Below are 21340 nucleotides of genomic sequence, written 5' to 3' on the forward strand. Positions count from 1 at the left end.
CTTATTAGAATTTTCTTAATTTACTTTTTCTGTAAATAGAACCTCCTATTTACACGAGAAATGAAGTTTGCTTCATGTTACAGTGGGTAAAGACAGAAAGAGTATTTTTTTGGGGGTCTTTAATAGAGGAGGACATATGAAACAACGTGACTTTTACTTCGACAATGCTAAGTTTATCCTGATTTTCTTTGTCGTTTTCGGGCATTTACTCCGCTCTTTTATTGAAGATAATGAGACTATTTATACAGTATATAAAGTGATTTATACGTTCCATATGCCGGCGTTTATATTGGTATCCGGTTTTTTTGCAAAAGGCTTTTATAAAAAAGGCTATATAAAGAAAATTGCCAAAAAGCTAATACTGCCGTATATCATTTTCCAGGTTATTTACTCCGTTTTTTATTACTTTTTATATAATAAAGGCACCTTTGAACTTGATCCATTTAATCCGCATTGGTCATTATGGTTCCTGATCAGCATGTTCTGCTGGAATATCATGCTTTTATTCTTCGCAAAGTATAAGGCGGTGTACTCCCTGACAGCTGCTTTTATCTTAGGGCTTGCTGTCGGATATGCTGATTGGATTTCAAACTATTTAAGTTTATCAAGGACGTTTGTGTTCTTCCCTTTATTTTTATTGGGATACTATTTAAAGAAAGAGCATTTATATGCTTTATTCCAGCCAAAGTTCAGGATTAGTGCATTTGCTATTTTTGCTGTGGTCTTTATCGGCTTTTACCTATACCCTGAAGTGGATTACAAATGGCTGCTTGGATCGAAGCCCTATACTGAAATGGGAGCAGCATCCATTGGGGCAGTCTTTACGAGACTCGGCTTTTATATCCTGAGCTTAATTATGGTATTTAGCTTCTTTGCTTTTGTGCCACGTAAACAATATTTCTTTACTAATTTAGGAAAAAACACACTTTATGTTTATCTGCTCCATGGGTTCTTTGTCAGGTTATTCAGAGTAAGTGAGGTTCAGGACTTTTTCACTAAACCTGAAAACTTCCTGCTGCTTGCGGGAATATCGCTGCTGCTGACCTTGCTTCTATCAAGCAAATTGATTACTTCATTTGCACAGCCTATCATTGAACTAAAAACTTCACAGCTAAAGAAGCTGAAAGATAGATCAAGAGCATATGCGAGATTTTATCGTAAAAAGCTTACTAGTTAGATCAGAAACCGGCCATGTATTAATGGCCGGTTTTTACTTTAGGCATAACCATTGACCAATGCTGATGAAGGGATTATAATAAGTAACTGTGTTAACAATTTAATTATTCTCATCATGTCTCAGTAGCTCAGCTAAGCGTAAACTTCACTGAAATACATCTCTGTAGCTTTGTTTCGACGCATTTGCTCCTTGTATATGCTTTCAGAGGAAGAAACAGGATATACCAATCATATATATGTATTGCAAACAAATTAATTATTCTCATCATGTCTCAGTAGCTCAGCTGGATAGAGCGACAGCCTCCTAAGCTGTAGGTCGTGAGTTCGAATCTCGCCTGGGACGTCCGTAGCGTAAAACGCTATGTTATCGCATTTGTTTGCCGGTCAATAAACCGGTGACAATACGGTGACATGGCGTTTTTTCGTTGTATATAGGACCTCGAAATAGTGAACGTAGGACAATACGGTGACACTAACTTACGGAACATATGAAACGTAAATATATCGGAGAAAGAGGCGCTAAAGCCTCCGCTCAAGTCCTAAAGTCTAAGGTTGACCGAAATACACCGATTGAAGAGGCGCTGGAAATATTCGTAAGGGCAAAAGAGGCGGAAGGAGTGCGGCCCGGAACCATAAATAACTATCGTTCAGTTATACGTTACCTTAGCGAATGGCTGCCGGCTGATATCGTTTATGTTAACGACATTAACGCAGATACGATCCGTAATTACATAAATTACTTACGGACGGAAAGAACGCCTTATGCGGAAGATACCCAGCGGAAACGCACATATAAAAAACTTTCTGTAAATACGATTAATATTCGCATTAGGACATTGCGGACGATGTTTCGCTTCTTATTTAACGAGGGAATTATTGCGTTTAATCCAATGGAGAATATTACGCAGGTGCGCGATGATGAACGCCAAGAGGTGCCCGGACTGACTGACGAAGAGGTCGACCGGATTCTTAATAGTTATGACGATAAGCAGTTCGCACAGTGGCGTGATAAAACGTTAATCCTGTTATTGCTCGATACTGGCCTCCGAATAGGTGAGGCGCTTTCCCTAACGACTGAGCAAATCGATTTCCGGCAGCTAACGCTCTATGTGCCGTCACAGATTGCGAAAAATAGAAAACAGCGGGAAATACCGCTAAGCCGTGAGGTTGCGAAACGGTTACGACAACTTGCGGATGAGACTGAGCAGTACTTCGGAGATGATTCGCAACTATTTATGAATGCGTTCGGAGACGATTTTACTGACGATGCTTTCAGGCGCAGGCTGAATCGATTAAAACGCAAAATAAATATCGACCGCCTTCATCCGCACATGTTCCGGCATACTTTTGCGAGAAATTATATATTAAATGGCGGTGACTTATTTACGCTTCAGCGCATTCTCGATCATGCGGAAATTCAAACTACTCGAAAGTATGTGCAGATGGATAGCGAACATATACGCCAGCAACACAATAAATTCTCGCCTGTACGCCGAATCATGAAGCGGAATGGAATACGACTTTAATCTAAGCGTCCTTCGGGGCGCTTTTATTCGATTAACTCCACCGCAATAATATCCGCGTTTCTTCTATAATAATATATACTGCGTATCCCTTGCGGCTCTAAGCGCCAACCCACTTATCCACAATCCAAATAAGGTCACACTTTTCGCCAATTAGTCCAAATAAGGTCACACTCGTTATCAGTCCGTTCTCTTACAAAGTAAGAAATAATCTTAGCGTCAAAGCGCCGTCAGCCCTTGGCGTTGTAAGGACGAAGCCACTTTTTAGGTGTATAGTATTTTATACACGGATTTGCCCTGCGGTGGCTGAACGTAAAAAAGACGCCCTACTTTCTTTCTTTCTTTACAATCTTATGGTAAAAATCTATAATTGGAAATGTAAGACAAATATATTAATAGTATTGGAGAGAGGAAATTGAAAAAGTTTTTAGTAGCGTTCATGGCAGTATTGTTAATTTTACCAACACTGTTGTATGCTCCAACTCAAGCAAGTAGTTTGGATGAGGAGAAACAGACTAGCGAGTACACATTCGAAGATGTTATGGCGTTGGAGTCTTACATATCTGTTAAGAATGGCTTGTTTAAATTTGACTCAAGTTCAGCGAAAAAAGATGGCCACGATCAAGAATTGGTTAAAATGCAAGAAGATTATTTATCTGACTTAAACAAAGAGATTGAAAATGGTAAACTAAAAGCAAAGAGTAATCTGGAAATTGTTGAGTTAGAGCCTGTGGTTGCAGAAGGATCTGGTGACTTCTCTGTAATGGCTGCCTCCTGCCCAGGGAAGAGTACTGATATAGCTCATCACTGGTGGGGTGTATCCCGTTACATGAATGACTGTGAGGCAAATAGGTTTTCTGCAGACATGGCATCTGTTGCTGCTGGTTATACAGGAGCAGGAATAGTGGCGGCCATCTGGTTTCCTGGAGTAGGTGTTGCTGGAGGTGTCATTGCTTCGTATGCTGCATTAATGTCAGCACGTGTTGCAGCTAACAATTATGGAAGTGGAGTCTATATGGGAATAACTTATGTTGGATTCTTCAACGTGGAACCTCAATAACAGAAAGGAGTTGGGATTTTGGATTGGGTGATGATTAACTCAATATTAGGTTTAATACTCGTGCTTGTTCTTGGTTTTACCTTCAAGAAAATGAAAAAAGAAAATAAAAAATTCCCAAAAACACAATTTGTGGTATCTTTGTTCGCCGGGATAGGAATATTTGTTGTTATCTTAAGCAATCTCTTATAAACAAAAAAGTACACTCTATTAAAATTTAATACTAAACTATTTATTTTAAAATTACTTAACATGACGGAGCGCTATTTTTTGCGCTCCTTTTTTCCGCCATGTTGACGCCCATGTTTTCGCAATAGCCAAGGCCCTCGACGTGAAAGTCGAAGACCTTTTCGAAGTTACCGACCTTGATACTTCACGGCAAACATCGCCTGAAGCGTATCGTCCGGCTTGCCGTCGCGCCTATATACAACGCTAGGATTGAACGTATACTTTTCTACGGTACTATTAAACTTAATCCTGGCGATCACAAACTCGCCACCAAACGTCATTTTCGAAAGCCTGCGCCCGAGCGTCGCCGGATCTACGCCAATCGCGTCCGCCAGTTCCCGACGATTAAACCAGCGAATCTTCATCGGGTCCTGTTCGAAAGGATTGTCGCAAAGGGAATTCGTCTTATAATGAACGTAAGGCAGCATGCGGTAAATCAGCCCGACCGCCCTTACGAGCAGCCGAGCCGTAGCCCGCCAGGATTGATTAAGCGAATGTAACCGAAGCGATTTCCGGTTCAATCACGTACTTATCTGCGTAATGCTGTTTTAATGCCGCCGATAACGTATAGCCAGCCGGTAAGGTAATCGTTACTGCTGCTCCGCTTTGTTCAGCGTGAACCATGCTCGAGATTAAACGTTTCATAGCGTTGTCGATTTCCTCTGCAAGCGTGCCGTCGCGGTGAAGACCTGTATGCATCGTTTGATCGTAGCCCTCGTGCTGGATAACGGAAGTAAAGCCCGTTCCTGCTGCGCGGAAGTCTGATTTTGGATAAGATGCCTTTTTGATTTGGATAGAAGTGTTCATTGATAATTCCCCCTGTTTTTGTTTTTATTAAAAAAGCGAACCTGTCACGGCTCACAATTTAACCATTATGTTTTTTACTCTATCGTTTACCGTTTTCCCCTTAACTCTCTCGTAAGCCTGACGCCCTAACTTGCCGAGGTCTTGGTAGCCTGGCAATCGTTTGGCACCGTTACCCATCGACGGATCGACGCCTTTGGGCTTGTTCAGCCGTTCTTGCACCTTCTTCTCGAAGTCGCTCATTACTTACCGCTCCTTTGCGATACAATTAGAAGCTGATCGTAAGCAATTGCCGGATTACGATTCGCCTTTAGCTCGTTTAAAATCGCGCATTTCAGCATAGCCTCCGAGCCTGGCGCCGCTCCTTTAAGCGACTTTTCAATTTGCGGTAGCTTGTCGGCCGGTATGTTCGCCTTTATGTCATTAAGCGCAAGAGATAACGCAGCCTTTTCTTCAGTAGTAGCGCTCTTTAATCTCGCGGATAACATGTCGGCCAGGGCGTTCTTATCGCCGGCAATAGCAAACTGAGTCTTAACGGAATCAACGAATTTATTGGCGCTCTCATCGAAGTTAAAATTAAATGCTTCAGCCGCATGCTGGCGATAAAGGACTTCAATTTCAACAGCGTAATTTTCCTTAGCAGCCTTTACGGAGTCGTCGAGATTCTTCTTTAATTCCGCAAGTTGGAATTTCCTTTCCGATTCGTTATCGTTGTAGCGTTCTGATTCCGCAATTTCTCGGCGTTTCTGCTTATATTCGGCGACAAGGCGGTCAATATTTTGCGCATAACTTTGAACAGTGGGAAAATCCACCCTGACGCCGGCTCCTTCCTCGAGTAATTTGTTTGCGTCTTTGTCGTCGTAACGGTAAATATGGCCGGCTTTATTTTCTCGGTGGTCCTTAGTTAGATAGATTTCCATTATACGTTTCCTCCTTTAAATGCTTCCGCTAGTGTTACAATGGCATCGTTATCGTTGCGCGCAATTCTTTCCATAAGTTGCACGGTGTCTTTTTCTACTCCGGCAAGAACCAGGGCGTCAGTTAGTTTGATAGCGAATACCTCCGACTTTACTCTTGCCATTTCTTCCATCATTTCCATAAGTTCGTGTACTTGGTTTTTCATTTCATTTCCTCCTCGACATGTTCCTGCCTTGAAATTGCATCCAGCGCTAATAGATTCGCACCTTTAAGTTTCCGTTTTCCGCATATTTCGATTTGTAGGTTTTTATAATGCGAGAACCAGCTTGTTTTAGAAAGCAGAGTATAGTCTGCAATCTTAAGGAACGCCTTTTCTCCGTCGCTAAGTTGGGCGCAAACTTTATCTAAAACGAAGCGTACGGTAGCCCGCCTTGAAAACTCTTCCACTCGCAAATGATACGAGCCTATAAAGTCAACCTCTTCACCGGCTAGGCGTTCGACTCCAATGCTTCCCTTCTGAAAATCGCGATTCTGTACTTCCTCATCCGCCCCTGCCTCCTTGAGCATTTCAAGCTTCTTCATCATCCGCTTTGACCAGCCATGGCCTCCGCTAACCTTTTTCCTTCTCAAGTTCTCGTGCTTACTTCGAAGATTTTCGAATTTCGACATTATGCTGACCTCCTTTTTCTGAAACAGCCCAGCAATTAGCTGGCGGTCACCGTCATAAATCTCAGCAATCATTTCGAAATTTTTATCACCCAGCAACTTTTTGATCATTCCTTGCCTGTCTGCGAACACCATTTGATGACACCTTCCTTTTAAACTTTGAATCCATTATTAAACGCGGTAACTGAAATGCGATATACTTCTCTGAAACATGCGGACCAAAGAGGAATTGACGCGGCGATTCTCCGTCTATTAAGACCATTACTTCCTGCGGCCGATTTCCGACTCTTTTAATCGAATATGAAAATGCTTTTTCACCTGGCATTCCTATCGCTCCTTTGACAGTTAGTTTCAAATTTTAAGGTAGTAGATAGATAGTACCTGACCGGCACTTTTGGCTCTTTTAAGCCTTGATATGACTGGCTCGAATTCTATAAACTGTTGCGTCTCGCTCTACCGTAGGCCCTGCTTTCATTTTCGGACTTCCTACGAGCGATTCTGCGGCATGTATCGGAGCAATAACGCAACCTTAAATTATTCGTTTTAAATATCTCGCGGCATCCGTTGTAGCGCTTAGATGAACCTCGGGCTTCCTGCTTGCTGGCGTTTAACTCACTTAGATAACTGCAAGCTAGGTCTTTTTTATCGAAGCAATACCGTTCATGCTTTACGAGTAAATGGCAGTGAGCATCCCGCAGCAGGCACAAATTTGATTCGTCGTTATATTCCTTTGCAAGGTTGCTGCAATCTTTCGCTTTAATCGGCTTATCCATCTTCGCCCAGCCTCCTATTCACTTCGAGAACGTTCCGGACTATTTCTCGGATCGTATCTTTTGAGATGTTATAGTTGCGTTTAGGGCTGAACTCAACGCAACTCAAAAACGTAAGTTTCTCTACGTACTTCTCTTGCGACTCAGGGCTTAGCTTCTCGTACATTTTCCAATAGGTGCAAGCAACAATGAACGCCACTATTTGTCCTAAAAACTCATCATATGATTTAAACTCCTCATACACGTTGACACCAACTTTCAATTATGCTATTGTTAAGATGGGTAAATTCGTTTAACTTTTTCGAATGACTCTAAAAAATAAATTGAATCCTCATCGAGTTCTATCTTTTGGGCCAAACGCGCACGAACAAGGTCGGAAATTGGGCGTCTACCTGTTTCTATTGCTGCGATTGTCGATTCAGAAACCCCAAGTAAATCGGCATATTCTTTTTGTGTCATGCCCTTTTTCAATCTCAATCCTTTAAAACTATTTGCATTCATTTGTCTTCTCCCCTTTCCTTACATAAAGTTCAAAAAAAGATAAAGCACCGCGCGCCTGTGCTCTATCATCTACTATTTAATGGCTTTTTCCTGCGCTAAATTAGGCTTTTTCGCTCTTTTTCTATGATTTTTTACTTCGCAAGCAGACTCTTTACTCCCCGGATATCTCTGCATGTCGCAGATATGCCGACGCCTGTCATGAGCGTAAAATGCCCCGCCACATTCTTTACATTCGCGCACTCTATTTATCTCAATTTCTCGTATGGCCTTACGGACTTCCTTAATTGTGCGCTTCTTATCCGGCAGCTCAGCGTTCCAAGGCGATTCATCGGCATATTTATTGACGTAATAATCCTCGTTGACTTTGACCTCCTGCAACAAGGCGGTAAGTTCCTCGAGCGATTCTGCCGTACATTCTGCGAAAAATATATCCGCAATAGGATCACGGCCATTCAGCGCCCTTTCCTCGATAGAATACGGAGGCGTCCGGTAAGAATCATCATCCTGCCTTCCGCTGTCCATCACGAGCGACAATTCGCTGCTCCTTTGCGCATTCTCTCGGCGCGCTTGCCTGTCCGGGTTCTCAATCGGATATTCCTCCGAGCGTTCAGCGACCTGGTCAACATCCAGCAGGTAATCGGTTATAATATCGCTAATGCAGACAAACCTTGCGCTTTTCTTCCGCGTGACAGGGTGGCGCATGATCGGACGGAAAATATCGACCTTCTCCTTCCACTCTTCGAGAAAGTAAACGGCCAATAACTTGCGGACTGAGAACGGCGCTTCTTTATTCGATTTTAAAAACTGATGCGTCCAGTATATGCTTTCTTGTTCTTCCTTCGTCAGATACATTTCATTACCTCCATTTATTCGACTGTCCAAAAGGAACAGTCGGCTTGTCTTTTTTACTCTTCTTTAGAAGAAATACATGCGAAAAATATATATACACGTAATTAATCGCAGTGACTAAACACGCTTTTGTTTAGGCACAATGTTTTAATTGCTTACATAAGAAGTTGCTTACTTATCTTAGTTGCTTACTCTACGTTCCTTTTGGTCACATAGGAATGTCCGTTTTGTCCACACTATGGTTAGTACCGTTTTGGACACTCCGCCTTAAATGGCTGAGCTGTATCTCTTCTGCTAATTTTTCGCGTGCTATCTGTTGCCTTTTTTCTCTGTCAGCAGCAATTTTCGCCTCAATCGCTTCTGCTTTCTCAAAAAACTTTTCAACTTCGTCAGGGTATTTCGCAATAAACTCGTCGCGGCTGAGTGGGTCATGAATAACAAAGTAATCCTTATTCGGCACCATTGGCGACTTGACCACGTCAACCAGGCCGTATTTCTTTAGAACTTCGATTCTTGCATTAAAGGATTTCCGACCGAGTCCGGACTGTGCATACAAATATTCACGCGAATGCCAAACGATGCCCTTCATTTGCTCGTCAGAAGTATTACGCCATGAACGCTAATAAGCGTATAGGCCGACCGTGGTTGCATCAAAGCCATCTAGCTGGGTATAGAGCCGGGTTAGTGTGTTAGAGATACGCGAAAAGCCTCTTTCATCGCCAAAATGTTTCGTCAATTGATCCTGCGTGTACTTCATAAATAATCCCCTCCGTTAATTTTTGTTTTATGTGAACGCGACAGATTGCCGCGGAAAAATACCCCTTTATTCTTATGACGTTTTAGAAGACAAAGTCGCGCAGAAAAAAAAATACCTTATATATATAAATAGCGGTTAGCAGCCAAAGTCGCGCACTTATTTCGGAAACCGAAACTACCACACCTCTATAATTGCAGTGTCCCGGTAATAAGAAAAGTCGCGCAGGCTTCTATGAAGTATGCCGCATGAGTCTTTATTTTCGGACACCCCCATATGAAATATGACGCGCTAACTTCCATTTTCGGACAACAAAAAAAAGACTGCGTTAGCAGCCTTTGTTAGTCATTCCAAATGCGACAAAAACCCGTTCCAGGTCACCGGTCACCGGTCACATTCAATTCCTGACGCAGTTCATACGACCTTCTCACGGCTCGCTGATACTGCTCGGATGTTTTATCTACCTCATCGCGTAAGAAGTTATGAACTGGAGAAAGACGCGCAAGTTCATCTTTTACAAGACGGCGGTTAGTCAGGATTTCTTTCAACTTCTGAGCGTAATTATGTCCCTCCGCTACATCGAACTCCCCACTGCGCTCGATATCGTGGTAGCATTGTGCCAACTGCTTATCTAAAAGGCTCTGGAACCGATTTAAAGTTTCGTGCGACTCCTTTACATAAGCATGTAATTCTTGCAATCTATAAAAACATTCTTCCGCAATATTAGTAATCATTTCCGTTCTCCCCTTTTCCGAATATTAACTCGGCATGCCTACCCGTTGCCGCGGTACCGAGGAGTGAGTATCTTGCCTATTGCCGTAGACCGTTATATAAGGCGTTGCCGCGCCTGAATTATTTAAACTTTAAAGAATCCGCCATTGCCAGGGTCTTTTCTCATTTCGTAGCACCTCCGGACATTACAAGCTCGATAAACAGGTCCGGATTATCGCTCAGCAAGTCGTCAGCACCTTCCGAAACGACTACAATGTCAGCGCCCTCGGCAGGTTTAGCGCGATAGATAGCAACCTCACCGTATGGATCGCATCGTAATACCAGGCCGCGATCAGCGTAGAATACTCCTCTATCCGAATAATCGCCGCCAACTTCGCCTTGGAATTCATAATTTACAGTTACTTGTCTCATGTGATACACTCTCCTTATTTCGTAATTTATAACCTTAGTATAATTCCGTTATTTCGTAATATCAACCATAAAATTCCGTAATTGCGAAATTTTACCGTATGATTTATAATAAAGACATCTAATATGGAGCGTGATGTAAATGAAGAAGATAAGAGTTAAACTTGACGAGGTTTTAAAGAATAAAGATCTTACACAGAAACAGCTTGCGGAAATGACAGGTTTAAGGGCTGCATCTATTAGCGAATTATATAACAACCAGCGAACATCCATTAATAAGGAGCATTTGCAGAAGATAGCCGAAGCGCTAAATATTAACGACATATCCGAATTATTAGAACTAACAGACGCCCAGCAATAAGCTAGGCGCCTTTTTTTATTGCACACGTATTTTAATACCACTTTCCGGAGGTTTAACCGGCTGCGGCGCTTGCTTAGGCTTCAGCGACTCCATAAACTGCGAAAATGTCTGCGCCTGGAACACTTTAAACGGATAATAGCCGTCTATTGCATAACGCTGCTCACTTACGATTAATACATGCGGAAATGGCTTCGGAATGACACCGGACCGGCAAAGGTCTACATAGCGATTCATTTTATCCGCCATTTGCTTTTCGGAGTAGAGCGTCTTTTGCACCTCGATAAAGAAAGGCGTTTTGCGGAATACGGCGTATATGTCCGGCTCAGCTACGCCCTTGCTTCCGTACTTTGGCTCGACCTGGAACGTTTCGACCGGTCCCTGCTTCCGCATCTCCTTATATACGTCAAGAATCGCAAGCCAGTGGCCTATCTTAGCGCTGTTCTTTTTGATTGTAAGCTCCGGACCGTAATAGCAATACGGAATAGTTGCGGTAGTTCGCTGGATATGACCTTCACGCAATAACCGGAGGAGCACCGTGTTTGCGGCCGTAATGGGATTCTTTAAGTTTGCGAAATGGAGCTCCGCCACGCTATTCCGGTCCATAACGCGGAATCTATTAAGATCGCTTATTATCGCCTTGTCTCGCTTAGTGAGCATCGTTAAACACATCCTCCTCTGTTATCGTCTCCGGCTCGACCTTCTTTGCTTCCTTAGCGACATAGAACGGATCGAGCAGCCGCTTCGCCTCATTAATCTTTAAAAAAGGCGCTTGGAAATCGTAAAGCCTGTCGCTGTTCATCTTGAAACGACCGCTCTCCTCTATCTCATCAGCACCGGGCGTATTGACGATACGTGCCTCCATTTTATCCCGTAATTTAAAGCCCATGCTAACGGTCAAATTTGCGCGAATAGTCGTATCGAGTACCTTGGCGTTCGGACGCTGCATGGAAAGAATCGCAAAGACTCCAAGCGTCCGGCCTATCGCAAAAATTTCCGTTAACATGTCCATGATAAATAAATCTTTTCTTAGCATCACGAATTCGTCCACGCAAACAATGATATACGGCCGCCTATGCTCAGCCGGCAATTCATCGACATGGCTTACCTCGAATATTTCCGTTAAGTCGCTCCGCTCGTCTAATTCCTTCTTTATATGCCGCAACATATCTCCGATGTCCCTGGCGCTACTTAAAACGCATTGCACATGCTCGACTTTGCGGAAAATATGAAACTCCGATTTTTTACAGTCGTCAAGATACAACTGCAACTCGCTCGGCTTTTTCGACTTTATTAGCGTAGTAAGGATGGAACGTAATTGCGTAGACTTGCCGCTCCCCGTTTCGCCTGCAATAAGAATATGCGGCTGCTTCAGTATGTCAAACGCATGATATTGGCCGTTCCGGTCCTTGCCGCAAATAATGCCGAGCTGATAAGGCGCAATGGCTGGCGCTATTTCTGCAAAATTATACGGGAGCTCTTTCTGCATGGTTGCGTTAAATATCTTTAGCGTAAAGCGTTTATAATCGCCGTCTAATTCAATCGTGCGGCCAAAGTACTGCTGGAATACATAGAAATTTTTCGTTAGGAGCTTCGGATCAAGTCCGTTAGGGAGAGTAAAAGTAATTGCGGTAGATTCTGCGGAAATAATAGTGGAATGTATTTTAGGATAGATAGGGCGTTCTATTTCGCCTAGATAAAGGCCACCGGACTTAAATGCGTTAATTAGTTGCTTACGGGCTTTTAGCTTCGCCCAGGACTCGCGCCAACTCATCGGAGCCACCCGATAATTGCGTTAGTTTCAATGAAGTAAATTCCGACAGCAAAGGCGGCTATCGGCAGGGCTATCCGCAATATTGTGCCAAGCGCCCCGAATCCGTAGCCTTCCAGCGTCTTGTCTAATGCGGCCAAGACTATCGTAGCTCCTCCGGCCAGTAATAACGTAGGTGTAAATAACATTTTAAAATCCTCCTTTTAAGTCAGTCGCTCCGCTTACGCTTCGCTCCTTCCTTAACAGATTTTTATTTTCGCATTACATCGGCGTTTTTGGCGCCTAAACTGCTGTAATGCAACTTACGCTATAACCTATGTCATTACTGCGGTAAAGTTGCCTGTACCTACATATTTTCTGCCGGAGTAGCACACAGCTTGTCCTCTACGTAAAATATATCGTTAACTGGACGGCCCAGCTTGTCGCTTATCTTTAGCGCAATCTCAAGCGTTGGCTGCCGTTTGTTGCGCTCATAGCGATTATATTGATCGTGGCTTATGCCGAGAAAGGCGGCAAACTCCGTCTGGTTCATGCGGTTGTCGTGGCGGTATTCCTTTAGCCTATTGCGTACAGTCATTTCGATTCACCTCGCCTATTTATTCGGCAAACAGGCGGGAAACCCTTTAAAAAAAAGCCCCGGCGTTAACCGAGACTCTACTTTGATTCTATTCTAATTTCAACTCAATTTCATACTCTTTTAACTCAGACTCAAAATCATCTTCCGGACCTTGATGCCCGCTAAACTCTAACTTAATCCATTCGATTTGTTCCGCATGACCGCGTTCCAGGTACCAAATTATATTACCTTCTTTAATCACACCCTTATCAATTTCTCCGCCGATGCTGTCTGAAACCCACATGTCAGGCATATCAATCTGTTCCCCGGTGCTAGTCACAAGTTTTGCTTGATCGGGATAAAATGTAAACTTTCCATCCGTTGTATTTTCCATTTTAAATTTAACGCCAACTGCTGAGGCTTTTGCATTCTCGTCTTCAGGTGTTGGAGCTTTATCGGTTACGACAGCCTTTTGAATTTCCATTTTCAAGCCGTTGTAATCATCGGACCAGGTTGCGTTATCATAATACGTCCAAATCTCTTCCGATTTCTCTTCGTCTTTACTGCCCTCCGACTTTTTATCGTCGCTGACTTTCGCTTCCGCCTTGTTATCGTCATTCTTCTCAAGCTCCTGTTTCGCAACGTCTTCAGAGCATGCCGATAATACTAACGCAGATAAAACCGCAATTAATACTAATAACTTTTTCATATGTATCTCCCCCTAAATAAGATTATATCCCTCTACGTCAATAGTAACACAAAAGTTTCAAATTATGGATAAATATTTTCCAGCGTTTGCCATTTCGTTAGGTTGCGTCAGGGCAGCGTCAAAGTGATTTTTTGATATCCGGACTTTAAATGCGCCTGGGCGAACATCTCCGATTTGACCTACGCCCCCCTATTGCGGGAACCACCCGAGTTTGAAAATTTCGTAAGAAAATTTCGGATGCCAGGCGAGGGATTCTCGCTCGGAGGTGCCCCCCGGCCTAAATATCGGTCTTATTTCCGGCTGCATAACGATGTATAGCGTATTCTACTTCGACAAAATACGACTACTTGTAATCCACGTTATGTAACCTGTAAACTAGGTCGAAAGCGTGCCGTTATGCGATTCATACTACTTCCGGCAGCTTATCGTACATACAAATCGTATGCACAACGCCTAAACGTTGATCTAGCGCGATTGTGTTCGCTGGACTGAACGGTTAATCCTGCATAAAATACCGCCTATATTTCCGTATCGAACCCCCTGAGGTTGGCAAGGGTCGCACGTACGGCACGCGTTTGTTGATAGATTTCCGGTACATTACGCAATCTAACGCTGCAATCTATCGTAATTAACCGGTAAACCACCGTTCTCAAAGCGTTCGGAAGGCCACGCGCTACCCCTGCGAGGCTGGTAATATCGGAAATATTCGGAAGCTATTTTACGCCATAATTATCCGAAAATGTAAGCTATTGTAACCGCTTGACAATCCGCTGACTTTTCGGCAATATAGCGTATGTAGGTACAGTAAATCGACACCGTAGGACAGACGTTGACACTGTCGGTCATATATACGATCAATAACCGCATGACAATGCGATGACATTAACGTTAAGGCAAATCGGACAGCCTCCTAAGCTGTAGGTCGTGAGTTCGAATCTCGCCTGGGACGCTACAAAAGAAAAGCGCGAAACCCATTAATATCACAGGTTTCGCGCTTTTTATTTATGTTTCTTCTGAAAAAACCAACTCTAGTTTTCAGCTTATCGATCGTTATCTTCCTTATTCATTACACATAAGTAATACTATCCAACTATCTCACTGCTTTCCAAATCGTCCATCTATCTTTTTCCACTATGTTATAATCAATTGAAATTGATTCATCTATAAATTTTATCAATAATGTTAATTCTTTATCGTCTAAATCATGTAAAATACTCCTGCCTGTTCTGCTGTTTAAGTCATTAAGCAATTGATCTTTGCAATCATATACTTTTCTGGTTTCCCACAATTTAACTTCTTCAATTTTCCTGAACCCTGCTTGTTTAAGAGTATCCATAACTATTTGGCTTCCGTATCTGCGGTTAATTTCTTTTGTTATTAACTTTGGAAACAGCTCAAATATATACCCTCTAATATGACTTTCATTTCCTTTTAATAAACAATCTTCAGGTGTACGGTCCTGTACAATATAGTATCCATCATCCTTTAATAATCTAAATGCCTCGTTAAAGCATTGCTGTAAATCATCTATATGATGAATCAGTGCTCTTTCAAGAAGAAAATCATATTTGTTACTTTCTAAGCCCGTCTGCAAAGCGTTCCCTTTTTTAAAGGATATGTTTTTATACTCTGTACAGTTTTCTCTAGCACCTTCAAGTATTGTTTCGGAAAAATCGATGCCAGTAACAGATTGCACCCCCATATCGGATAGAGCCTTGGAATAAATACCTCCGCCACAGCCTATATCCAATGCCATTGAAATATTGCTGATTGGCACAAGCTCCTTTATAGCTCTAATCCATGAATGATCTGCGCTCCTGGTTGTATAAGTTCTGCTATTTTTTTCATTATGAAAATCAATTCCCACCGGTCATCCCTCTTTTGTTTGGAATATTTTCTATTCCTATTGTATTTCACTTAATGTCATAAGAAAATTTTAAAAATTTTATAATTTTCTATAAGTTCAGCTTATGATAATTAACAGCTATGGTGGTTAATAAATCTCCACTTTATGTGAGTTACGAAAAGAAGAATAAATATTTAGGTGACACCTTTTGAAATTTCAATCGTCTAATTGGTAGAATGTAATTATATCCACACCAGCTTAATAAAATGATCACCTGGGGAGATTGATATTTCATATTATAAATGGCATTACATTGGCTGGTTATTCTTTGGTTTAGCTCTCCTCATTAATTATTTTTCAGTTCCGCGTGAAAACAGTTTTACGGCAATTATCATTTTAACGGCTTTATTTGCAATCTATGACTACTAGGTAATGATAATGGCAAAACGAACAGCGGATGATAATAAATCTTAAAGCCGGGAGAAAAACAGGTAAGCAGCTTTCCCCCGTCACTTTCTTGGTCTAAATAAGACTTCTCCAAACTTGTGTTAATACTATACTCTGAAAATGCGGAAAAGCTGTACAGGGCTATACTCGTACAGTTTTTCATCTAATTTTTATGGCCCTTATCCAATTTGAGAAGGGGGATAGATTTTTTTCGTATCTATCTCAATACCAAGGATGAAACTCATCCTTCAAACCCATATTCCCCAAAGCTGCTTAAGCAATACTCCTCCTGGGCTCAAAGCTCTGAGTTCTACACTCGCCTGGGACTACAAAAAACGCCAACAAAATGGTTGGCGTTTTATCTCGTTCCTTTGATATCAGCGTCTCACGCATTATAAATCATCAATAACAATATACGCAGCTTTTACAGGTCCATGCACGCCAACTACGAGGTTCATCTCTATATCTGCTGAATTGCTTGGACCGGTTATGAAATTAATGCATGAGGGAGCCAGCTCCCCTTTGCTTACTCTTTCCCTGATGATTCTTGCAGCCTGTGTCATGCGTGGAACCAGGGTGCTTTTCGGAATAAGAATAATGGAAGCAGCAGGCAGAAAGCTGACTGACCGCCCATGATCTCTGCTGCTGAACAGGACTGCTGTTCCGGATTCAGCCAGAGTAATTTCACTGATGGTGATGCCGATGTTAGCTCGTTCTGCGTAATCAATATTACTTCCTCCAGCAGAATGATCCCACTCATATATTTCCACGTTCTCTTTTGGCCAAATTTCCTCAAATAGCTGCGTAAGTCCAAACTGTCTATAACGGTCATCCTTCCAGGTCACAACTGGACCGCCTCCGTACTGGGCTACAATCGCTTTAAGAGTTTGCTGCAAATTGGCGGCTTTTGTTACCAGGAGATCAGTGTGTATTTTCGTGCACTGTGTTTTTAAAGCTTCAAGAAGTTCCTCTGCATTTGCTTCTTTAAAGATGGAATCCTGTGGATTATAGCTCCATTTTGGCCTTTCCACTCCGGAAACTCTCTTCTCCCTGCCCAGCCTGCCTGCAATTTTATTTAAAAAAGCGTCCCGATTCTGAATAGTTCCGTTCACTGCTGTCCGCCTCCTTTTGGTCGGTTTTTGAACCAATCGCGAAATCTTTCTTTATTAGGAGCCGGAAAATCCCTGATTTCTGTCCATGCTTTTAAAGGCCCGGGTCCCTTCGTAATTTTGTCGCCTGCTGTAAATGGATTCATGGCTGCCGGTGCCAGCTTAGAACCCAGTTTATAAAGGGAAGGTGAAGCTGCCCCCAGTCCAAAAGCCTTCATGGTCATCTTTTCCGATATGGGAGCCCTTCCTTCTTTTTCGACAATTATCTGCCGATGTTTGTGAAGCAGCTCATGAAGAGGGATTTTGACTGGACAAGCTTCTGTACAGGCCCCGCAAAGGGTTGATGCATAAGGTAATTCCTTATAATCATCATAGCCGCCTAAAAGTGGTGACAGAACGGCTCCGATAGGGCCTGAGTAAATTGATCCGTAGGAATGGCCTCCAACATGCCTGTATACGGGACAAACATTCACACAAGCAGCGCAGCGGATACATTGCAGAATGGATTGAAACTCCCCTCCTAATATCGATGAGCGCCCATTGTCCACAATGACGAGGTGGAATTCCTCTGGTCCATCAACATCAAGTTCTTCTTTGGGACCAGTCAAAACAGTAATATAACTCGTTAGCTTTTGCCCAACCGCGCTCCTGGTCAGCATGCTGACCAGCACTTCCATTTCCTCGTAAGTTGGGACCAGCCTTTCCATGCCCATTACCGTAATTTGAGTCTTAGGCAAGGCTGTGACAAGATCTGCATTTCCTTCATTCGTCACTAATGTGATTGAACCGGTTTCCGCAACAGCGAAATTGCAGCCCGTAATGCCAACATCGGCGGTTAAGTATTCGTGTCGAAGCATTTCTCTCGCATGCCATGCAAGCTCTTCCGGCTTTTCTGTATTCTGATAGCTTAGTTTTTCTGCAAATACATCCCGAATCTGCTCTTTATTCTTATGAAGGGCAGGTGCCACTATATGTGATGGGGGGTCATGGTCATCCACCTGAAGAATGTACTCTCCCAAATCTGTTTCAATGACCTGGCATCCGGCCTCTTCCAATACAGCATTTAAGTGGATCTCTTCCGTTACCATTGATTTTGATTTAACCACTTTTCTTGCATTCTTCTTTTCAACTACTTCCCGTATATAGGCAGAGGCTTCTTCCGCAGTTTCAGCAAAGTAAACGTGCCCTCCCCTTTTACTTACATTTTCGCTGAGTTGGTATAAGTAAAAATCAAGATTCTCAAGTACATGCTGGCGAATTTCTTCTGATAGCGAACGCCAATCTTCCCAATTCCCAAGTTCTGCGGCTGCATCAAGCCTTCTGGTCTGAAGCCTTTCCTGTGCACCCGACACTGCACCTCTCATAAAGGAATTGTTTATTCCGGAATCTACACGATCTTTAAAGTCGTTTGTTCCTATTTTCATAGCCATAACTATTCCTCCTGTAACAAAGCATGTCCATTAATTTCTCAGCGGCAATTCAACACTTCAGCAATATGCATAACCCTTATAGGTTTTCCCTGCCTTCCAATCCTGCCTCCAATATTCATCAGACACCCCGCATCAGCTCCAATAAGAATTTCTGCTTCAGTCTCCTCTATATGTCCAACCTTTTCATCTACCATCTGTTCCGATATTTGAGCCATTTTCACGGAGAAAGTACCACCAAAACCGCAGCATTGCTCTTTGCCTGGAAGCTCTTCAAATTCTAGGCCCTTCACATTCTTCAATAGTCTCATGGGAGCTTCTTTCACTCCAAGGAGCCGGGTCATATGGCAGGATGTATGATAGGTCGCCTTTCCATTAAACTTAGCCCCGACATCGTCCACGTTGAGAACTTCAACGATAAATTGAGTAAGTTCGTAAGTTTTTTCTGCAAGCTTTTTTGCCTTGGGCTCCCACACAGGGTCCCCTTTAAAAACATGCGGATACTCATGAAACATATAGGCGCATGATCCGGAAGGGGAAACAACATATTCTGCATGTTCAAAGGCCGTGATCATCCTTTTCATGGCCTCCTTCGATTCCTTCACATAGCCGCTGTTGTAGGCAGGCTGGCCGCAGCAGACCTGTGCTTCCGGGAAATCTATTTCACACCCCAGCCGCTCGAGCAGTTCAACTGCTGCTTTGCCTGCATTTCCCTGAAACATATCTACCAGACATGTTGCAAAAAGACTTACCTTCATCCATTCCCTCTCCCAGCTAAATATTTTATTTTCTACTATCTTACTATAGTTATAATGCAAATTGTTGTATTTTTATAAATATTATAATAATTAGTATAGTATATCTTCTAAAACATATGTCAATGTTTTACTTCCTTTTTTTTAGTCTAAAATATGATACAATTATATGATGTTTAAGTTGCTAAAAAGGGAGTTCAGAAATAAATGAAAGTTATCGCCAGTACGCTTAACGCTAAATATATTCATACAAATATAGCGATCCGCTATTTAAAAGCATATGCTCAGCCTGATTTCGATGTGGAATTAGCAGAATATACTATTAAAGATCCAATAATGAATATTGTTACAGACCTGATCCGCAAAAAACCTGATGTGATCGGATTCAGCTGTTATATTTGGAATATCGAAGAGACAATCAAGGTCATTAAGATGATTAAAAAGATAGATTCCTCCATTCATATTGTAGTGGGGGGACCAGAAGTGACATATGATGTTGCAGATTGGATGAAGAATGTAAATGAATTTGATTACATTGTCATCGGGGAAGGTGAGGAAACCTTCAAACAACTGCTGACGGAGTTGAACAGCAGCATGAATATGGAAAATGTTCATGGTCTTGCTTTCAGAGAAAATGACAAGGTTCGCATCAATCCTCAGCGGAATAAACTGGATTTGCGCGACCTGCCTTCACCGTTCCGCTTTGAAGAAGATATTCCTCACCTTTCAAAGCGGGTCACTTATATAGAAACCAGCCGGGGATGTCCATTCAGCTGCCAATTTTGCCTTTCTTCCATTGAAGTAGGTGTGCGTTACTTTGACAGGGAAAAAATCAAGGACGATATCCGATATTTAATGAAGAATGGTGCAAAAACCCTTAAATTTGTTGACCGCACATTCAACATTAGCCGCAGCTATGCATTGGAAATGTTCCAGTTCTTAATAGATGAACATCTGCCGGGAACTGTCTTTCAATTTGAAATCACTGCAGATATCATGAGACCTGAGGTAATTGAGTTTCTGAATAATGAAGCACCACAAGGGTTATTCCGATTTGAAATTGGCGTACAGTCGACAAACGACTATACAAATGAATTGGTCATGAGGAAGCAGAATTTTGACAAGCTTTGCCGAACAGTCACCATGGTAAAGGATGGAGGAAAAATCGATCAGCATCTCGACTTAATAGCCGGCCTGCCTGAGGAAGATTATAATTCATTCAAAAGAACATTTAATGATGTATTTGCCATGCGGCCGGAAGAGCTCCAGCTCGGCTTCTTAAAAATGTTGAGAGGCACCGGACTTCGCTTAAGAGCAGAAGATCATCAATATATTTATATGGATCATTCACCATACGAAATATTAGGAAATAATGTTCTGTCCTTCGATGACATTATTCGCATAAAACAGGTCGAAGATGTGCTAGAGAAATATTGGAATGACCATAGAATGGATGCAACTGTTGAATATTTGGTTACAAAAATATTTCCGACTCCCTTCGATTTCTTCCAGGAGTTCGGCAGCTATTGGGAGCAAAAAGGCTGGTCCCGAATCGGGCATCAGCTTGAGGATTTATTCAAACGCCTGTTTGAATTTCTGCAAACAAAAGAGATTGACGATCTGGATATAGCCGAAGGACTAATGAAGTTTGACTATATTTCAAAACAAAAATATAAGCCTAGGAAACCGTGGTGGCAGCCAAGCTTTGAGAAATCCGAAAGATCAAAGCTTTACCAGTCTCTGCTCGAAAACCCAAATCAACTGGGAGAAGGCTTCTTAAGCCTTCAGCTGAATGAGAAAGAAATATACAAACATACCTTAAGTGAAAGATTATCTTTTGATATCGAAAGGTATATTAACGAGGGAATAATTGAAAAGAAAGACTCTGTTCTTCTTGCCTATTTCGATTCAGGCTCTGAAACAGTCTCTATCTTTTCGGGTTCTTTGCAATAATGAAAAAACCGGCAGAATAAACT

27 protein-coding genes and 1 tRNA gene are annotated in these 21340 nt (G+C 42.3%); 6 read left to right on the forward strand and 22 right to left on the reverse strand.

The annotated features are described in order from the left end of the window. Nucleotides 1–136 precede the first annotated feature (136 nt). The 4 genes from M3205_RS08845 (at nt 137) to M3205_RS08860 (ending at nt 3759) form a co-directional block, all read left to right on the forward strand. Nucleotides 137–1177: an acyltransferase family protein gene (locus tag M3205_RS08845; protein WP_251169552.1), complete on the forward strand. Its 1041-nt coding sequence runs from the start codon at nt 137–139 to the stop codon at nt 1175–1177. Nucleotides 1178–1445: 268 nt separating this feature from the next. Continuing rightward, nucleotides 1446–1519 (forward strand) — tRNA-Arg (locus M3205_RS08850). A 145-nt stretch (nt 1520–1664) separates the two neighbouring features. After that, a complete protein-coding gene (locus M3205_RS08855; RefSeq protein ID WP_251169553.1) occupies nt 1665–2702 on the forward strand; it encodes a tyrosine-type recombinase/integrase in 1038 nt (345 codons plus the stop codon). Between the two features lie 412 nt (nt 2703–3114). Further along, a complete protein-coding gene (locus tag M3205_RS08860; protein ID WP_251169554.1) occupies nt 3115–3759 on the forward strand; it encodes a hypothetical protein in 645 nt (214 codons plus the stop codon). 353 nt (nt 3760–4112) lie between these two features. Here M3205_RS08860 and M3205_RS08865 read toward each other — a convergent pair whose 3' ends face one another. The 13 genes from M3205_RS08865 to M3205_RS08925 form a co-directional block, all read right to left on the reverse strand. Then, nucleotides 4113–4412: a hypothetical protein gene (locus M3205_RS08865; RefSeq protein WP_251169555.1), complete on the reverse strand. Its 300-nt coding sequence runs from the start codon at nt 4410–4412 to the stop codon at nt 4113–4115. A gap of 58 nt (nt 4413–4470) precedes the next feature. Next, nucleotides 4471–4791 carry a hypothetical protein gene (locus tag M3205_RS08870; protein WP_251169556.1) on the reverse strand — a complete coding sequence of 107 codons (321 nt, stop codon included), beginning with the start codon at nt 4789–4791 and terminating at the stop codon, nt 4471–4473. Nucleotides 4792–4842: 51 nt separating this feature from the next. Further along, nucleotides 4843–5031 (reverse strand): hypothetical protein, encoded by a 189-nt coding sequence (locus tag M3205_RS08875; protein WP_251169557.1) that lies wholly within the window; start codon nt 5029–5031, stop codon nt 4843–4845. Then, nucleotides 5031–5708 carry a hypothetical protein gene (locus tag M3205_RS08880; protein WP_251169558.1) on the reverse strand — a complete coding sequence of 226 codons (678 nt, stop codon included), beginning with the start codon at nt 5706–5708 and terminating at the stop codon, nt 5031–5033. The genes M3205_RS08875 and M3205_RS08880 overlap by 1 nt, the downstream gene beginning before the upstream one ends. Further along, the gene (locus M3205_RS08885; RefSeq protein WP_251169559.1) at nt 5708–5911 is read right to left on the reverse strand and encodes a hypothetical protein; all 204 of its coding nucleotides are present in this window, start codon (nt 5909–5911) and stop codon (nt 5708–5710) included. The genes M3205_RS08880 and M3205_RS08885 overlap by 1 nt, the downstream gene beginning before the upstream one ends. Then, complete coding sequence (locus M3205_RS08890; RefSeq protein WP_251169560.1) at nt 5908–6483, reverse strand: hypothetical protein; 576 nt, start codon at nt 6481–6483, stop codon at nt 5908–5910. The genes M3205_RS08885 and M3205_RS08890 overlap by 4 nt, the downstream gene beginning before the upstream one ends. After that, nucleotides 6461–6697 carry a hypothetical protein gene (locus tag M3205_RS08895; protein WP_251169561.1) on the reverse strand — a complete coding sequence of 79 codons (237 nt, stop codon included), beginning with the start codon at nt 6695–6697 and terminating at the stop codon, nt 6461–6463. Before M3205_RS08895 ends, M3205_RS08890 begins: the two co-directional genes overlap by 23 nt. A gap of 106 nt (nt 6698–6803) precedes the next feature. Then, a complete protein-coding gene (locus M3205_RS08900; RefSeq protein ID WP_251169562.1) occupies nt 6804–7145 on the reverse strand; it encodes a hypothetical protein in 342 nt (113 codons plus the stop codon). Nucleotides 7146–7415: 270 nt separating this feature from the next. Then, a complete protein-coding gene (locus M3205_RS08905; protein ID WP_251169563.1) occupies nt 7416–7643 on the reverse strand; it encodes a helix-turn-helix transcriptional regulator in 228 nt (75 codons plus the stop codon). Between the two features lie 72 nt (nt 7644–7715). Further along, complete coding sequence (locus tag M3205_RS08910) at nt 7716–8495, reverse strand: hypothetical protein (protein WP_251169564.1); 780 nt, start codon at nt 8493–8495, stop codon at nt 7716–7718. A 205-nt stretch (nt 8496–8700) separates the two neighbouring features. After that, the gene (locus M3205_RS08915) at nt 8701–9081 is read right to left on the reverse strand and encodes a hypothetical protein (protein ID WP_251169565.1); all 381 of its coding nucleotides are present in this window, start codon (nt 9079–9081) and stop codon (nt 8701–8703) included. A 542-nt stretch (nt 9082–9623) separates the two neighbouring features. After that, a complete protein-coding gene (locus M3205_RS08920) occupies nt 9624–9980 on the reverse strand; it encodes a hypothetical protein (RefSeq protein ID WP_251169566.1) in 357 nt (118 codons plus the stop codon). A gap of 160 nt (nt 9981–10140) precedes the next feature. After that, a complete protein-coding gene (locus M3205_RS08925; protein WP_251169567.1) occupies nt 10141–10389 on the reverse strand; it encodes a hypothetical protein in 249 nt (82 codons plus the stop codon). A gap of 139 nt (nt 10390–10528) precedes the next feature. Here M3205_RS08925 and M3205_RS08930 point away from each other — a divergent pair, with 139 nt between their 5' ends. Next, on the forward strand, nt 10529–10747 hold the full coding sequence (locus M3205_RS08930) for a helix-turn-helix domain-containing protein (protein WP_251169568.1): 219 nt from the start codon (nt 10529–10531) through the stop codon (nt 10745–10747). A 15-nt stretch (nt 10748–10762) separates the two neighbouring features. Here M3205_RS08930 and M3205_RS08935 read toward each other — a convergent pair whose 3' ends face one another. The 9 genes from M3205_RS08935 to M3205_RS08975 form a co-directional block, all read right to left on the reverse strand. After that, nucleotides 10763–11404, reverse strand: coding sequence for a hypothetical protein (locus tag M3205_RS08935; protein ID WP_251169569.1), 642 nt, complete (start codon nt 11402–11404; stop codon nt 10763–10765). Continuing rightward, on the reverse strand, nt 11394–12518 hold the full coding sequence (locus M3205_RS08940; RefSeq protein WP_251169570.1) for an FtsK/SpoIIIE domain-containing protein: 1125 nt from the start codon (nt 12516–12518) through the stop codon (nt 11394–11396). The genes M3205_RS08935 and M3205_RS08940 overlap by 11 nt, the downstream gene beginning before the upstream one ends. Continuing rightward, entirely contained in the window at nt 12515–12703 is a 189-nt protein-coding gene (locus tag M3205_RS08945) for a hypothetical protein (RefSeq protein WP_251169571.1), read from the reverse strand. The genes M3205_RS08940 and M3205_RS08945 overlap by 4 nt, the downstream gene beginning before the upstream one ends. A gap of 158 nt (nt 12704–12861) precedes the next feature. Beyond that, a complete protein-coding gene (locus M3205_RS08950; RefSeq protein ID WP_251169572.1) occupies nt 12862–13092 on the reverse strand; it encodes a helix-turn-helix transcriptional regulator in 231 nt (76 codons plus the stop codon). An 88-nt stretch (nt 13093–13180) separates the two neighbouring features. Continuing rightward, nucleotides 13181–13780, reverse strand: a complete 600-nt coding sequence (locus tag M3205_RS08955; protein WP_251169573.1) for a hypothetical protein — start codon at nt 13778–13780, stop codon at nt 13181–13183. 1090 nt (nt 13781–14870) lie between these two features. Next, nucleotides 14871–15647, reverse strand: a complete 777-nt coding sequence (locus M3205_RS08960; protein ID WP_251169574.1) for a class I SAM-dependent methyltransferase — start codon at nt 15645–15647, stop codon at nt 14871–14873. Between the two features lie 818 nt (nt 15648–16465). Next, complete coding sequence (locus tag M3205_RS08965; protein WP_251169575.1) at nt 16466–17185, reverse strand: LutC/YkgG family protein; 720 nt, start codon at nt 17183–17185, stop codon at nt 16466–16468. Continuing rightward, nucleotides 17182–18612 (reverse strand): LutB/LldF family L-lactate oxidation iron-sulfur protein, encoded by a 1431-nt coding sequence (locus tag M3205_RS08970; protein WP_251169576.1) that lies wholly within the window; start codon nt 18610–18612, stop codon nt 17182–17184. Before M3205_RS08970 ends, M3205_RS08965 begins: the two co-directional genes overlap by 4 nt. Nucleotides 18613–18650: 38 nt before the next feature. Beyond that, nucleotides 18651–19367, reverse strand: a complete 717-nt coding sequence (locus M3205_RS08975; RefSeq protein ID WP_251169577.1) for a (Fe-S)-binding protein — start codon at nt 19365–19367, stop codon at nt 18651–18653. A gap of 204 nt (nt 19368–19571) precedes the next feature. Here M3205_RS08975 and M3205_RS08980 point away from each other — a divergent pair, with 204 nt between their 5' ends. Further along, nucleotides 19572–21317, forward strand: a complete 1746-nt coding sequence (locus M3205_RS08980; RefSeq protein WP_251169578.1) for a B12-binding domain-containing radical SAM protein — start codon at nt 19572–19574, stop codon at nt 21315–21317. Nucleotides 21318–21340 lie beyond the last annotated feature (23 nt).

Origin of the sequence: Cytobacillus firmus (assembly GCF_023715565.1) — a bacterium.
GTDB lineage: Bacteria > Bacillota > Bacilli > Bacillales > Cytobacillaceae > Cytobacillus > Cytobacillus firmus_C.